Raw genomic sequence first — 13,148 nt, 5'->3', positions numbered from 1 at the left:
TCGGCCAAGAAGTATTCGTTTTAGGAGATTGTCATGTCTAGCATCGGACACGATGTTGTCGCAGGGCACGAGCATGTGCACGGCGATCATGCGCACGGCACGCCGACCGGCTGGCGCCGCTGGCTGTTCGCGACGAACCACAAGGATATCGGCACGCTGTACCTGCTGTTCTCGTTCATCATGTTCCTGTCCGGCGGGGTGATGGCGCTCGGCATCCGCTCGGAACTGTTCGAGCCGGGCCTGCAGATCATGCGTCCCGAGTTCTTCAACCAGTTGACCACCATGCACGGCCTCATCATGGTGTTCGGCGCGATCATGCCGGCCTTCGTCGGCTTCGCGAACTGGATGATCCCGCTGCAGATCGGCGCGTCGGACATGGCCTTCGCGCGGATGAACAACTTCAGTTTCTGGCTGCTGCCGGTTGCCGCGTGTCTGCTGGTCGGTTCGTTCTTCGTGCCGGGTGGCGCGACGGCCGCGGGCTGGACGCTCTACGCGCCGCTCTCCACGCAGATGGGCCCGGGCATGGACTTCGCGATTTTCGCGGTCCACATCATGGGTGCGTCGTCGATCATGGGCGGTATCAATATCGTCGTGACGATACTGAACCTGCGCGCACCGGGCATGACGCTGATGAAAATGCCGATGTTCGTGTGGACGTGGCTCATCACCGCGTACCTGCTGATCGCCGTGATGCCGGTGCTCGCGGGCGCGATCACGATGATCCTGTTCGATCGCCACTTCGGCACGTCGTTCTTCAACGCGGCAGGCGGCGGCGATCCGGTGATGTACCAGCATATCTTCTGGTTCTTCGGTCACCCCGAGGTGTACATCATGATCTTGCCGGCGTTCGGGATCGTATCGCAGGTGATTCCGGCGTTCGCGCGCAAGCCGCTGTTCGGCTATAGCTCGATGGTGTACGCAACGGCGTCGATCGCGATCCTGTCGTTCATGGTCTGGGCGCACCACATGTTCGCCACCGGTATGCCGGTAACGGGCCAGCTGTTCTTCATGTACGCGACGATGCTGATCGCGGTGCCGACGGGCGTGAAGGTGTTCAACTGGGTCGCGACGATGTGGCGCGGTTCGCTCACGTTCGAAACGCCGATGCTGTTCGCGGTGGGCTTCCTCTTCGTGTTCACGTTCGGCGGTCTGACGGGCCTGATGCTCGCGATGGCGCCGCTCGACATCCAGTATCACGGCACCTACTTCGTCGTGGCGCACTTCCACTACGTGCTGGTGGCGGGGTCGCTGTTCGGGCTTTTCGCCGGCTGGTATTACTGGTCGCCAAAATGGACCGGCTGGATGTACAACGAGACGCGCGGCAAGATTCACTTCTGGTCGTCGCTGTTCTTCTTCAACCTCGCATTCCTGCCGATGCACTTTGTCGGTCTCGCCGGCATGCCGCGTCGTTACGCCGACTATCCGGCCCAGTTTACCGACTGGAACCAGGTGATCACGATCGGCGCGTTCGGCTTCGGTCTCGCGCAGGTGTACTTCCTGTTCGCGGTCGCGCTGCCTGCCTACCGTGGCGGCGGCGACCTGGAAAAAGCGGGCGACAAACCGTGGGAAGGCGCGACGGGTCTCGAATGGACGGTGCCGAGCCCGGCTCCGTTCCACACCTTCGAAAACCCGCCGACGGTCGAGTAATCCGCAAATGAGCGGCAAATAAGCGGCAAATAAGCAGCCAACCGGCGAACTCACTACAAGAGAAGGCGATCTTTCCGGGCTTCGGCCTGCAGGTGCTGAAAGATCGCCGCCTCGAGCAGGCAGCGATGGAAGTGACCCGAAATACCAGCATGACGCGGAAACCACCGAAGAGGCGTACTCCCGAGGAAATTCGTGCAGGCACCCGGCGACTTGGCTTGATCCTGTTTGCGGTTGCGGCCGCGTTTTTCGTGGCGGCCTTTGTCAAGCAGATCTGGTTTTCGTAGCCGCTTTTGCGTAGTCGCTTGACGCTTCATGAAGGAAGTTCGATGTCGATGCATTCGCCGAACGAGGTAACCCGCTCGTTTAACCGCTCGATGCTGTTCAAGCTCGTGGTGGTGGCGTTTCTGATGTTCGGTTTCGGTTTTGCGCTGGTGCCGATGTACCGTGCGATCTGCGAGGTGACCGGCATCAACAATCTCGTGCAGCGCGATACGAGCGCGCGCGAGGCGAAGAACACGCAGGTCGACATGACGCGCACGATTTCGATCGAGTTCGATGCGAACGCGCGCGGACCGTTGGGTTTCAAGCCGGAGCAGAACGCCATCGACGTGCATCCGGGCGAAGTGACGACGGTGATGTATCAGGTGACCAACGCGCAAGGGCGCACGATCGACGCGCAGGCGATTCCGAGCTACGCGCCGCGCGAGGCCACCGAGTATTTCAGGAAGATCGAGTGTTTCTGCTTTACGCAGCAGAAACTCGCTGCGCACGAGACGAAGCTGCTGCCGGTCGTGTTCGTGGTTGACCCGAAGTTGCCGAAGGATGTGAAGACGATCACGCTGTCGTACACGTTTTTCGAACTGAACGCGCCGGCCACGCCAGCGAAAGACAACACCGCCGGGCAGGGCTCGAACCCGGCCTGACGGAAGCAGGAAAAGCGCTTGAAAACACCAGCCAAAGAATGGCGGCTGCACGAGCTGCATCAGCGGGAACAGCGCGACGGGAGAGGCGGCGACGATGAGCGATAACGGCCATGGACGCAGCAAGAGCAGCTTCGGCCAGTCGATGAAGGCCGTGATGTGGTCGTTTTTCGGCGTGCGCAAGCGGCGCGACCTCGAAGCGGATGCGACGCAGCTGAATCCGCTGCACGTGATCGCCGCGGCGCTGATCTGCGCCGCCGTGTTCATCGGCATTCTGATTATCGTCGTGCACGCGGTCGTAGGTTGACGGTGGTGGGTTGCGCTGGTGGATTGCGCGGTGGGTTGCGCGGTGGGTTGCGCGGTGGGTTGATCAGGCAGGACGATTAAAGCGAAGCGGTGCGGTACCGACGCGCCGTCGACGATACAGCCGGGCAAGCCCGGAACAACTGGACTGAAGTGGAGAATCAAGAATGAGCGGCCAAAACGAGAGCCCGTACTATTTCATACCGCACCCGTCGCGGCACCCGATCAGCGCGGCGGTGGGGCTTTTGATCATGCTTTCGTCGTTCGCGTCATGGGTGAACGGCGAGCCGTGGGCGCCGTATACCTCGCTGGTCGGCCTGCTCTGGTTGCTCTTTACGCTGTGGCACTGGTTCGGCGACGCGATCTCCGAATCGGAAGGCGGCATGTACGGCAAGCGCGTCGACGTGTCGTACCGCTGGAGCATGAGCTGGTTCATCTTCTCCGAAGTGATGTTCTTCGGCGCGTTCTTCGGTGCGCTGTTCTACGCGCGTGAAATCGCGATGCATCAGCTGGGCAGCCTTGACTACAAGCTGATCTGGCCGGATTTCTCCGGGGTATGGCCGAACGTCGGGCCCGCGGCACTGGTATCGCATTTCAAGTCGATGACGCCGTGGCCGGTGCCGACCATCAACACCGCACTGCTGCTGTCATCGGGCGCGACGCTGACGGTCTCGCACCATGCGCTGCGCGACAATCATCGCAAGAAGGCGATTGTGTGGCTCGCCGCCACGATCCTGCTTGGCGTCACGTTCCTGTTCTTCCAGGGCTTCGAATACTTCCACGCCTATAACGAACTGAACCTGACCCTCGCATCGGGCGTGTATGGTTCGACGTTCTTCCTGCTGACGGGCTTCCACGGCTTCCACGTGTTCCTCGGCGGCACGATGCTGACCGTGGTGCTGATTCGCCTGATCCGCGGCCACTTCACGGCGGACCATCATTTCGCGTTCGAGGGCGCCGCCTGGTATTGGCACTTTGTTGACGTCGTGTGGCTGGGCTTGTACGTCGTCGTGTACTGGCTGTAACGCGGGTACAGGTGCGCGCAAATGTCGCGCCCCAGTCGGAAACAGCAGGACAGGCAAGACGGCAGTAACGAAGCTCAACAACGCCGCCCTCGACTGTGTCGGGGCGGCGTTTTGCTATCGGGCTATGGGGCTATCGGGTTGTCAGGCTGTGGGACGATGATGGGCTGCGTCGCCCCACGCCGCCGTCAGCGCGCTTTTTAGCGGCCGTACGGAATACCGGTGGACTGGATCCAGCCCATCCAGTGTGCGAACAGGATGAACAGGAACAGCGAAATCGACAGCCCCACGCGCGTCGCGAGCGACCAGACCATGCGTTTTGTGCGGCCGCGATCGTGCATCATGAAGTACAGCGCCGAGATCATGCTGGCGATGATCAGCGCAAAAGCGATGGGAACCAGAATGTGCATGAAAGCCACGGAAACTCTTCAGGAAAGCGAACGTAATAGCGCCATTATCGCACCGAGCGTGAGGGTCCGTCGGATGGCGGGGCCGGTACGATGAAGATTCGCTGGTTACCGGCGCTGCTCATTCTGATCGTCGTTGCGGTGACGGTGCGTCTCGGATTCTGGCAGCGCGACCGCGCGCATCAGAAGGAAGCACTCGAGGCGCGCATCACGCAGTTCGAGAACGCACCCGCCATGCCGGTTAGCGCGACGCCGGTTGCGCTGAAAGACATCGAGTTCCATCGCGTGCGGGCGATCGGTCAATTCGTGCCCGAGCAAGTGGTGTACCTCGACAATCGGCCGTATAACGACCAGGCAGGCTTTTACGTCGTGATGCCGCTTAAACTGCGCGACGGCGGCTATGTGCTGGTCAATCGCGGCTGGCTGCCGCGCAATGCCGACGTGCGCACGGCAATCGAACATTACGACACGCCCAAGGGCGATGTCGAAATCGAAGGCATCGCGCGCGCCGATGCGAGCAAGGCGTTCGAGCTTGGCGAAGGCGGTTCCGCGCCGCATCAGAAGATTCGGCAGAATCTCGACGTGCATGCGTATGCGGTCGAAACCGGCTTGCCGCTGCAGCCGTTCGTGATCCAGCAGTTGAGCGACGACGGCGACCGGCTCGTGCGCGATTGGCCCGCACCGACGACGGGCGTCGAGCGCAACTACGGCTACATGTTCCAGTGGTGGGGGATGGCCGTGGCGGCGCTTGGTTTCGGTTTGTATGCGGCGCGCCGCGCCGCGAAGAAGGATCAGCGGGTTCTGGACGCGCAACCTGCGCAGAACCCTGAGCACGAGCAGGAGCAGGAACGCGAAAGCACGCGCGGTGTTTGAACGCGCCGCAACCGGGCAAGGACTATGCGGCTTGTTGTCGCATGCAACGCATGGGTCAACCGCACGATCAAGCTCGCGGCCAACGCCGATTGTGCCCATGCAATCATTGAAAGAGGTCACAGCAGTGTCGATGCACAAGTCGCCTTCACCGTCGTCCGCCGGCAAACCGCAATCCGCGCGGCCCGGCACACCGCCCGCATCGGGCAAGCCGAGCGGGGGCTCGTGGCAGCGCGGCCGCTGGATGATGCTGCTGATCGCGCTGATCTGCGCGGCGCCCGTGATCGGGTCGTATCTCACGTACTACGTGATCAAGCCGTCCGGCGGCACGACGAGCTATGGCAAGCTGATCGAGCCGCAGCGGCCGATTCCCGATACGCTCGTCGTCACGGGTGAAGACGGCAAGCCGATAAAGCTCGCGTCGATGCGCGGCCGCTGGCTCATGATCTCGGTCGACGGCAGCGCGTGCGACAAGGCCTGCGCAACGAAGCTGTACTTCATGCGGCAGATACGCGCGACCCAGGCCGGCGAGCGCGAACGCATCGTCAACGTCTGGTTGCGCACCGACGCGGCGAAGGTGCCCGACGTGATCGAGACCGCCTATCCGGACACGGAAAAGCTTGTCGCATCCGCCGCCGACGTCGCTGCGTGGCTGCCGGTCGACGACGGCACGCAACTGACCGATCACATTTACATGGTCGATCCGAACGGCAACCTGATGATGCGTTTCCCGAAGGATCCGAACCCTAGCAAGATAAAGGGCGATGTGTCGAAGCTGCTGCGCAATTCGAGTATCGGCTGACGGCATTGAAGACGCTTTGAAGCCCGCGAGATAGAGATAGAGGTAGACACGGATGTTCGTACTGCAACTCGGCCTGATCGGACTGTGCATCGCACTGCTGCCGCTCTCGTACGTCTGGGTCAAGGCCGACGACGACAAATTCCGCAAGCTCGTCTGGGTCACGACGTTTCTGACGCTCGACCTCGTGATGTTCGGCGGCTTCACGCGGCTCACCGATTCCGGCCTCGGCTGCCCCGACTGGCCCGGCTGCTACGGCACGTCGTCGCCGTTTATCGCGCATGCGGCGATTTCGGCCGCCTTCCAGGCGATGCCGACCGGGCCGGTCAGCATGACCAAAGCGTGGATCGAGATGATCCATCGCTACTTCGCGATGGCAATCGGCGTGCTGATCATCGCGCAGGTGTTGATTGCGTGGACGGCGCGTATCCGCAAGCGTCCTTTGCATGTATCGCCGTGGTGGCCCACGTCGCTGCTCCTGCTGATTGTCGTGCAGGGCGTGTTCGGCGCGTGGACCGTGACGATGAAACTGCAGCCCGTGATCGTCACGACGCATCTGCTGCTCGGCCTGACGCTGCTCGGCGCGCTCGGCTGGCTCGCGGCGCGGCAAACGCCGTTGCCCGTGCTGGAGCCGGCCGCCGGCCGTTGGCGCACGGCCGCCCTGGCGGGCCTGATCCTGCTGATCGTGCAGATTGCGCTGGGCGGTTGGGTCAGCACGAACTATGCGGTGCTCGCGTGCACCGACTTCCCGACCTGCAACGGCCAGTGGCTGCCGCCGATGGACTTCGCGCACGGTTTCCACCTGTGGCGCGCGCTCGGCATGAACGGCGACGGCGACATGATCACGCAGGACGCGCTCGTCGCGATCCACTGGACACATCGCACGTTCGCCGTCGTCGTCGTTGCGTACCTCCTGTGGCTCGCGGTCAAGCTGCGCCGTTTCGAGTCGCTGCGGCGGCCCGCGAACGGCGTGCTGCTCGTGATCGTCATCCAGTTTTTTACGGGCCTGTCGAACATCGTGCTGCAATGGCCGTTGCCGATTGCGGTCGCCCATAACGGCGGCGCCGCAGTCCTGCTGCTGCTACTCGTTATGCTAAACTTTCGAATCGCTTCTAGCCGTCCCGGCCGCGCCATGTTGCCCGCGCGCGATGCCGCACCAGCGTGACCCCACATGGACAGCACAACTCTCCTCCATTCATCCGGTAACCGGATCTCCCAATACCTCGCGCTGACGAAGCCGCGCGTCACCCAGCTCGCCGTGTTCTGCGCGGTGATCGGCATGTTCCTCGCGACGCCGGGCATGGTGCCGTGGACCGTGCTGATCGGCGGCACGATCGGCATCTGGCTGCTCGCGGGCGCCGCGTTCGCGATCAACTGTCTTGTCGAGCAGAAGGTCGATGCGATGATGCGTCGCACCGCGTGGCGCCCGTCCGCGCGCGGCGAAATCACCACGACGCAGATCCTGCTGTTCTCGGCCGTGCTCGGCGGCCTCGGCATGTGGACGCTCTACACGTTCACGAATGCGCTGACGATGTGGCTCACCATCGCCACGTTCGTCGGCTATGCGGTTATCTACACGCTGCTGCTCAAGCCCTATACGCCGCAGAACATCGTGATCGGCGGCGCGTCGGGCGCGATGCCGCCGGCGCTCGGCTGGGCAGCGGTGACGGGCCACGTGCCCGGCGACGCATGGATTCTCGTGCTGATCATCTTCGTGTGGACGCCGCCGCACTTCTGGGCGCTCGCGCTGTATCGCCGCAAAGACTATGAAAACGCAGGCCTGCCGATGCTGCCGAACACGCACGGCGAGCAGTACACGCGTCTGCATATCTTCCTGTACACGGTTATTCTGTTCGCCGTGACGCTGATGCCGTTTGTCTCGGGGATGAGCGGTCTCGTGTATCTGAGCGCGGCGGTGCTGCTCGGCGCCGTGTTTCTCGGTTACGCGTGGAAGATCTACCGGGAATATTCCGACGCGCTTGCGCGTAAGACCTTTCGTTACTCGATCGTTTATCTGTCGTTGCTGTTCGCGGCCTTGCTGATCGATCACTATGCGCGCGCCTTGATCGGCGCATAAGCGACACTCAGACGACGCACAGACGACGCACAGGCGACGCACAAGCGACGCACAAGCGGGCGCGTAAGGCCGGCGCTGAACGCGGCGCTGGCCTTGGTCCTCCCACCGTAGCTGCTGCCACTCATGCCATGCTGAAAAAGAACCGGTTTGCTCTCGCGACGCGCGTCGCGCGCATCGCCGTTGCGGTTTGTGCGCTTGGCGGCGCCGCGCTCGTCGCCGGCTGCGGCCAGGATGCGCCCGCGTTCCAGAACGTCGATATCACGGGCAACAAGCAGTTCGCGACCGATTTTTCGCTGCCCGACACGAGCGGCAAGATGCGCACGCTGGCCGACTACAAGGGCAAGGTGGTCGTGCTGTTCTTCGGCTACACGCATTGCCCCGACGTGTGTCCGACGACCATGGCCGAGCTCTCACAGGCGATGCAGCAACTCGGGCCCGCGGACGCTAAACGCGTGCAGGTGCTGTTCGTCACGCTCGACCCTGAGCGCGATACGCCGGCGCTGCTCGGCGAGTACGTACCCGCGTTCAACCCGACTTTCGTCGGCCTGCGTCCCGCGGACAAGGCGCAGCTCGACAAGATCGCAAAAGACTTCCGCGTCTACTACGCGAAGGTGCCGGGCAAGACGCCCGACAGCTACACGATGGATCACACCGCGGCGAGCTATGTGTTCGACCCGGACGGCCGTCTGCGGCTTTTCGCACGCGATGGCCAGGGCTCGGGCCCGTGGGTTCACGATATCAAGCTGCTGCTCGGTTAGACGACCCATCCGCGACCCCGTCTGCTGCCCAACCCGCGGCCCAAACCCGCGGACAAACCCGCGCCACGGCGGCGCGTTCACCCGCATTTCGTCTTTAGCACGCCCGTTCAAGTCACCTTCCTTTCGTGCCGTTATCCTGTAAGCAATCGTTTGCGCTGCATCCGCGCGCACCCGCATTGCCGAAGAACCACACGAAAGAGACCAAAACAATGAGCGGGATGAGTCTGAATCGCAAGCTGTGGCTGTCGCTCGCGCTTGTCTGGCTGGGGTTGCTGGGCATCGGGCTGCTGAGCGCGGTCGAAACGCGTTCGACGATGCTGGCCGAGCGCAAGGCCGGCATGGTGAATCTCGTCGACGCGGCGCAGAACGTCGTGAACGGTTATTACGCACAATCGCAGGCCGGCAAGCTCAACGAAGCCGACGCGCAACGCGAAGCGCTGGCTCGCTTGGCGACGATGCGCTACGGCGATGCCGGCTACCTGTTCGTGATCGACTCGAAGCCGGTCGTGCTGATGCACCCGACGCTGCCGCAGATGGTCGGTAAGCCGGTCGGCGATTTCAAGGATCCGGACGGCAAGCTGCTCTATATGTCGGTGCTCGACAGCGCGAAGGCGACGGGCCGCGGCTTTACCGAATATCGCGGCCGCCTGCCGGGCACCGAAACGGCTTTGCCGAAGCTCAGCTACGTCGAGCGCTTCGCGCCGTGGGACTGGTACATCACGAGCGGCGTGTTCGTGCGCGATATCGATACGGCGTACTACCGGAATCTCGTCGAGCATCTCGTGGCCGTGCTGGTGATTGGCGCGCTGATTACGCTCGCGATGATTGTCGTGATGCGCAGCATCCGCAACGGGCTCGGCGGTGAACCGCAAGAGGCGGCGCAACTGGCCGCGCGCATTGCGACCGGCGATCTGACGCAGTTCGTCAACGTGCGCGCGAGCGACACGTCGAGCATGATGGCGGCGATGGGTGCGATGCAGGACCGCCTGCAACGCGCGATCGGCGAGATCCGGCATTCGGCCGAAGCAATCGCGTCGGCGACGCAGCAGATCGCGGCAGGCAACAACGACCTGTCGCAGCGCACCGAACAGCAGGCCGCATCGCTGCAGGAAACGGCCGCGAGCATGGAAGAACTGACCGCCACGGTGAAGCAGAACGCCGACAACGCGCGGCAGGCGAGCGGCCTCGCGAACAACGCATCCGATATCGCGACGAAGGGCAACGACGTGGTGAGCCGCGTGATCGGCACGATGGGCGAGATCAACGACAGCTCGCGGCAGATCGCGGACATCATCGGCGTGATCGAGGGCATTGCATTCCAGACAAATATCCTTGCGCTCAATGCGGCAGTCGAAGCAGCGCGCGCGGGCGAGCAGGGCCGCGGCTTCGCGGTGGTCGCGGGGGAAGTGCGCAGCCTCGCGCAGCGCAGTGCGACGGCGGCGAAAGAGATCAAGCAACTGATCGGCGCATCGGTCGAGCGTGTGAACAACGGCTCGGCGCTCGTTGAGCAGGCCGGCGCGACGATGGGCGAAATCCTGCAGGCGGTGCGGCGCGTGACCGACATCATGGGCGAGATCGCCGCGGCCTCCGAAGAGCAGAGCAGCGGCATTTCGCAGGTCGGACGCGCGGTCACGCAGATGGATGAAGTGACGCAGCAGAACGCGGCGCTCGTCGAAGAGGCGACGGCCGCTGCCGCGTCGTTGCAGGATCAGGCGGCGCGCTTGCGCGAGGCGGTCAACGCTTTTCGCGTGACCGATGCACAGGCATCGACTGCCGCGCAGCGCGTTGCGTTGCCCAGCGGCGTGAAGCCGGCTATCGAAAAACGCGGCGCAAAACCGACTGCGATGAAGGCCTTGGCCGGGTCGTCGGGGGTAGCGACTTTCGCCGCCTCTGCTGCATCTGCAGCGGCGACGCCGGCGGCCGCGCGTGCCGCGCAGAAGCAGGCCGCGACGGGAGCGTCCGCAGCGGATGCAACGGACGCACGTACTGCGGCGGCGGCGAAGGCCGACGCGCCAATAGCGCCGCCACGCGCTGCCAAGCCCGTCGACGACGGCGACTGGACGACATTCTGAGCGTGCGGTCGAGCTTCGAGCGATAACTGCAACAGCGCAAGCAAACCAGCGGCGCGCCCTCGGGCGCGCCGTTTGCGTTGATGCGCGCCCGCAGCCTATCGCAGCCTATGGCGACCCATCGCAGCCCACCGCAGCTCATCGCAGCCCATCGCAGCCCATCGCAGCCCATCGCAGCCCATCGCAACGAACGACACGCGCCGCCGCAAAGTCCGCTTACCGCGATCGCGCCGCCGCGCCGCATGCCCGCGCCATACCGTCGCATAACCCTATGCGATCACTGTATTTCCGTTTACAAAAACGCTGTGAGACCATTCACGCCCAGCGACGGGCGCCGGCACCGGATACGGGATACGGGATAGGCAGCGCACGTCGCTCGAATCAGCAATCGATAGAAAAGCCGTCAAGCGAGAATCACATGCAGCGTAGAAACATCCTCAAAGCCTTGTCCGCCGTCATCGCGGGCGCAGCGCTGACGACAGGCGCCGGCGTTCACGCCGCCGACAACGGTAGCAGCAACAGCGCCGACAAGGTCATCAAGGTCGGCACGATCAGCGGACCCGATGCGCAAATCTGGTCAGTGGTCCAGAAGGTTGCCAAACGCGAGGGCCTCAACGTGAAGGTCATCGAGTTCAACGACTACGTGCAGCCGAACGCGGCGCTCGACGCCGGCGATCTCGACGCAAACAGCTTCCAGCACCAGCCGTACCTCGACAGCCAGGTCAAGCAGCGCGGCTACAAGATCGTGAACGTCGGCCTTACCTATATCTCGCCGCTCGGCGTCTACTCGAAGAAACTGAAGTCGCTGAAGGATCTGCCGCAGGGCGCGAAGGTGGCGGTGCCGAACGATCCTTCGAACGAGAACCGCGCGTTGCTGCTGCTGCAGGCGCAAGGCGTGCTGAAGCTGAAGCCTGGCGCCGGCACGAACGGAAACAACGCGACGCCGCTCGACGTCGCCGACCTTCCGAAGAAGGTGAAGCTCGTCGAACTCGACGCCGCGCAATTGCCGCGTTCGCTTGCCGACGTGGACGCCGCCGCGATCAACACCAACTTCGCGCTGGCCGCGGGCCTGCAGCCGACCCGCGACGCGATCGCGCTCGAAGACGTGCATAGCCCGTACGCGAACCTGATCGCGGTTCGCGCACAGGACAAGGACAAGCCGTGGGTGAAGAAGCTCGTGGCCGCGTATCAGTCGGACGACGTGCGCCAGTTCATCAAGACCGAGTTCAAGGGCTCGGTCGTGCCGTCGTTCTGATGCATAGGGCTTTTTGAGGCAGCAAGCGGCCCGGCCTGACGGCCCGGCTATCTACGTTGCCATTCAAAGATTGCGTATCCAGCGCTCGAGCACGAGCCGGCGGCCGAAACGCTGCTCCGGCTCGGCGCTCATGCGCGTCAAGCCGGCGTGCTCGAACAGGCGCCGCGCGTCGAGCAAGGTGCTTTCCGTCGTCACCGACAGCTTGGCGTAGCCGGCGCGCCTCGCAAAGCTCACACACTCGTTCATCAGATGCGTGCCGATACCGAGACGCTGCACGTCCGGCTCGACATACAGCATCTGCACCGTCGCGGTATCCGCCGCTTGCCGCGTGATCAGCGCGGATCCGGCAACCGTTCCCTGCTGCTCCGCAATCATGCAGGTTTCGCGCTGCGGATCGTGATCCTCCGAAAACGCGGCCACCGTTCGCGCCAGCAAGCCTTCGAATCGCTGATCCCAGCCGTGCCCGTTCGCGAACAGCTGCGCCTGGCGTTGCACGAGAAAACCGTAGTCGCCGGCTCTCGGCCCGCGCAGCATGACGGCGCCGTGCCGCGGCCGTTCGTTGACGAGACGCTCGATCAGTTTCATCGCGGCGATCAGCTGTTCCTGCGAGTTGTCGGCGAGCTTGGCGAGCATCGCCGACACTTCACCGATCGCCGCCGCGTCGAGCGGCTGATACGCGGCGCGGCCCGCATCCGTCAGCGATAGCATCGATTGCCGCGCGTCGGCGACCGATGGACGTCGGTGGATCAGCTTGCGCCGCTCGAAGCCGGTCAGGAGCCGGCTCAGATAGCCGCTGTCGAGACCGAGACCGCGTGCAAGTCCGGCAGCGGTCTGCACGCGGCCGAGCGCGAGCTCACGCAGCACGCGGACTTCGGTGAGCGAGAACTCGCTATTGTGCAAATGCGCGTGGAGTTCGCCGATGTGCTTCGTGTAGAAGCGATTGAAATGGCGGACGGCTTCCGCGCGTCGCAATGCGGTGGAATCGGACACCGTGGTGGCTCCAGTAGTTTTTACCTGGCGG

General features: G+C 63.5%; 14 protein-coding genes. 12 read left to right on the top strand and 2 right to left on the bottom strand.

Annotated features, from left to right (window positions below; genetic code table 11):
- The first annotated feature begins 33 nt into the window (after positions 1-33).
- From ctaD to ACYPXD_RS31765, 5 genes are all read left to right on the top strand, one after another.
- On the top strand, positions 34-1,647 hold the full coding sequence (ctaD, locus tag ACYPXD_RS31785) for a cytochrome c oxidase subunit I (RefSeq protein WP_308835077.1): 1,614 nt from the start codon (positions 34-36) through the stop codon (positions 1,645-1,647).
- Positions 1,648-1,796: 149 nt separating this feature from the next.
- Positions 1,797-1,931, top strand: coding sequence for a cytochrome oxidase small assembly protein (locus ACYPXD_RS31780; protein WP_459721814.1), 135 nt, complete (start codon positions 1,797-1,799; stop codon positions 1,929-1,931).
- Between the two features lie 42 nt (positions 1,932-1,973).
- Positions 1,974-2,570, top strand: a complete 597-nt coding sequence (locus tag ACYPXD_RS31775) for a cytochrome c oxidase assembly protein (RefSeq protein WP_459721504.1) — start codon at positions 1,974-1,976, stop codon at positions 2,568-2,570.
- A 94-nt stretch (positions 2,571-2,664) separates the two neighbouring features.
- Positions 2,665-2,874 (top strand): DUF2970 domain-containing protein, encoded by a 210-nt coding sequence (locus tag ACYPXD_RS31770; RefSeq protein WP_459721501.1) that lies wholly within the window; start codon positions 2,665-2,667, stop codon positions 2,872-2,874.
- Positions 2,875-3,037: 163 nt separating this feature from the next.
- Positions 3,038-3,895: a cytochrome c oxidase subunit 3 gene (locus tag ACYPXD_RS31765; RefSeq protein WP_459721499.1), complete on the top strand. Its 858-nt coding sequence runs from the start codon at positions 3,038-3,040 to the stop codon at positions 3,893-3,895.
- 197 nt (positions 3,896-4,092) lie between these two features.
- Here ACYPXD_RS31765 and ACYPXD_RS31760 read toward each other — a convergent pair whose 3' ends face one another.
- Positions 4,093-4,302: a twin transmembrane helix small protein gene (locus ACYPXD_RS31760; protein WP_075155677.1), complete on the bottom strand. Its 210-nt coding sequence runs from the start codon at positions 4,300-4,302 to the stop codon at positions 4,093-4,095.
- Positions 4,303-4,392: 90 nt separating this feature from the next.
- Here ACYPXD_RS31760 and ACYPXD_RS31755 point away from each other — a divergent pair, with 90 nt between their 5' ends.
- The 7 genes from ACYPXD_RS31755 (at position 4,393) to ACYPXD_RS31725 (ending at position 12,127) form a co-directional block, all read left to right on the top strand.
- Positions 4,393-5,172 carry an SURF1 family protein gene (locus ACYPXD_RS31755; RefSeq protein WP_459721494.1) on the top strand — a complete coding sequence of 260 codons (780 nt, stop codon included), beginning with the start codon at positions 4,393-4,395 and terminating at the stop codon, positions 5,170-5,172.
- A gap of 130 nt (positions 5,173-5,302) precedes the next feature.
- The gene (locus ACYPXD_RS31750) at positions 5,303-5,971 is read left to right on the top strand and encodes an SCO family protein (protein WP_459721811.1); all 669 of its coding nucleotides are present in this window, start codon (positions 5,303-5,305) and stop codon (positions 5,969-5,971) included.
- A 52-nt stretch (positions 5,972-6,023) separates the two neighbouring features.
- The gene (locus ACYPXD_RS31745; RefSeq protein ID WP_459721491.1) at positions 6,024-7,133 is read left to right on the top strand and encodes a COX15/CtaA family protein; all 1,110 of its coding nucleotides are present in this window, start codon (positions 6,024-6,026) and stop codon (positions 7,131-7,133) included.
- 6 nt (positions 7,134-7,139) lie between these two features.
- Positions 7,140-8,045 carry a heme o synthase gene (cyoE, locus tag ACYPXD_RS31740; protein ID WP_459721488.1) on the top strand — a complete coding sequence of 302 codons (906 nt, stop codon included), beginning with the start codon at positions 7,140-7,142 and terminating at the stop codon, positions 8,043-8,045.
- A gap of 128 nt (positions 8,046-8,173) precedes the next feature.
- Complete coding sequence (locus tag ACYPXD_RS31735) at positions 8,174-8,803, top strand: SCO family protein (RefSeq protein WP_459721485.1); 630 nt, start codon at positions 8,174-8,176, stop codon at positions 8,801-8,803.
- Positions 8,804-9,021: 218 nt separating this feature from the next.
- Positions 9,022-10,875: a methyl-accepting chemotaxis protein gene (locus ACYPXD_RS31730; RefSeq protein WP_459721481.1), complete on the top strand. Its 1,854-nt coding sequence runs from the start codon at positions 9,022-9,024 to the stop codon at positions 10,873-10,875.
- A 415-nt stretch (positions 10,876-11,290) separates the two neighbouring features.
- Complete coding sequence (locus ACYPXD_RS31725; protein ID WP_459721477.1) at positions 11,291-12,127, top strand: MetQ/NlpA family ABC transporter substrate-binding protein; 837 nt, start codon at positions 11,291-11,293, stop codon at positions 12,125-12,127.
- A 63-nt stretch (positions 12,128-12,190) separates the two neighbouring features.
- Here ACYPXD_RS31725 and ACYPXD_RS31720 read toward each other — a convergent pair whose 3' ends face one another.
- Positions 12,191-13,117 (bottom strand): bifunctional helix-turn-helix transcriptional regulator/GNAT family N-acetyltransferase, encoded by a 927-nt coding sequence (locus ACYPXD_RS31720; RefSeq protein ID WP_459721474.1) that lies wholly within the window; start codon positions 13,115-13,117, stop codon positions 12,191-12,193.
- Between the last annotated feature and the right edge of the window lie 31 nt (positions 13,118-13,148).

The sequence above is a fragment of the Paraburkholderia sp. 2C genome, assembly GCF_054589215.1.
The sequence above is the reverse complement of the archived record's forward strand: the minus strand, read 5'-3'. Positions and strand labels throughout refer to the sequence as shown.

Coding starts and splice junctions, on each gene's coding strand:
- cyoE (WP_459721488.1), top strand. CDS start 7,140: ATGGACAGCACAACTCTCCTCCATTCATCCGGTAACCGGATCTCCCAA.
- ACYPXD_RS31760 (WP_075155677.1), bottom strand. CDS start 4,302: ATGCACATTCTGGTTCCCATCGCTTTTGCGCTGATCATCGCCAGCATG.
- ACYPXD_RS31730 (WP_459721481.1), top strand. CDS start 9,022: ATGAGTCTGAATCGCAAGCTGTGGCTGTCGCTCGCGCTTGTCTGGCTG.
- ACYPXD_RS31735 (WP_459721485.1), top strand. CDS start 8,174: ATGCTGAAAAAGAACCGGTTTGCTCTCGCGACGCGCGTCGCGCGCATC.
- ACYPXD_RS31745 (WP_459721491.1), top strand. CDS start 6,024: ATGTTCGTACTGCAACTCGGCCTGATCGGACTGTGCATCGCACTGCTG.
- ACYPXD_RS31780 (WP_459721814.1), top strand. CDS start 1,797: ATGACGCGGAAACCACCGAAGAGGCGTACTCCCGAGGAAATTCGTGCA.
- ACYPXD_RS31750 (WP_459721811.1), top strand. CDS start 5,303: ATGCACAAGTCGCCTTCACCGTCGTCCGCCGGCAAACCGCAATCCGCG.
- ACYPXD_RS31770 (WP_459721501.1), top strand. CDS start 2,665: ATGAGCGATAACGGCCATGGACGCAGCAAGAGCAGCTTCGGCCAGTCG.
- ACYPXD_RS31725 (WP_459721477.1), top strand. CDS start 11,291: ATGCAGCGTAGAAACATCCTCAAAGCCTTGTCCGCCGTCATCGCGGGC.
- ctaD (WP_308835077.1), top strand. CDS start 34: ATGTCTAGCATCGGACACGATGTTGTCGCAGGGCACGAGCATGTGCAC.
- ACYPXD_RS31755 (WP_459721494.1), top strand. CDS start 4,393: ATGAAGATTCGCTGGTTACCGGCGCTGCTCATTCTGATCGTCGTTGCG.
- ACYPXD_RS31775 (WP_459721504.1), top strand. CDS start 1,974: ATGTCGATGCATTCGCCGAACGAGGTAACCCGCTCGTTTAACCGCTCG.
- ACYPXD_RS31765 (WP_459721499.1), top strand. CDS start 3,038: ATGAGCGGCCAAAACGAGAGCCCGTACTATTTCATACCGCACCCGTCG.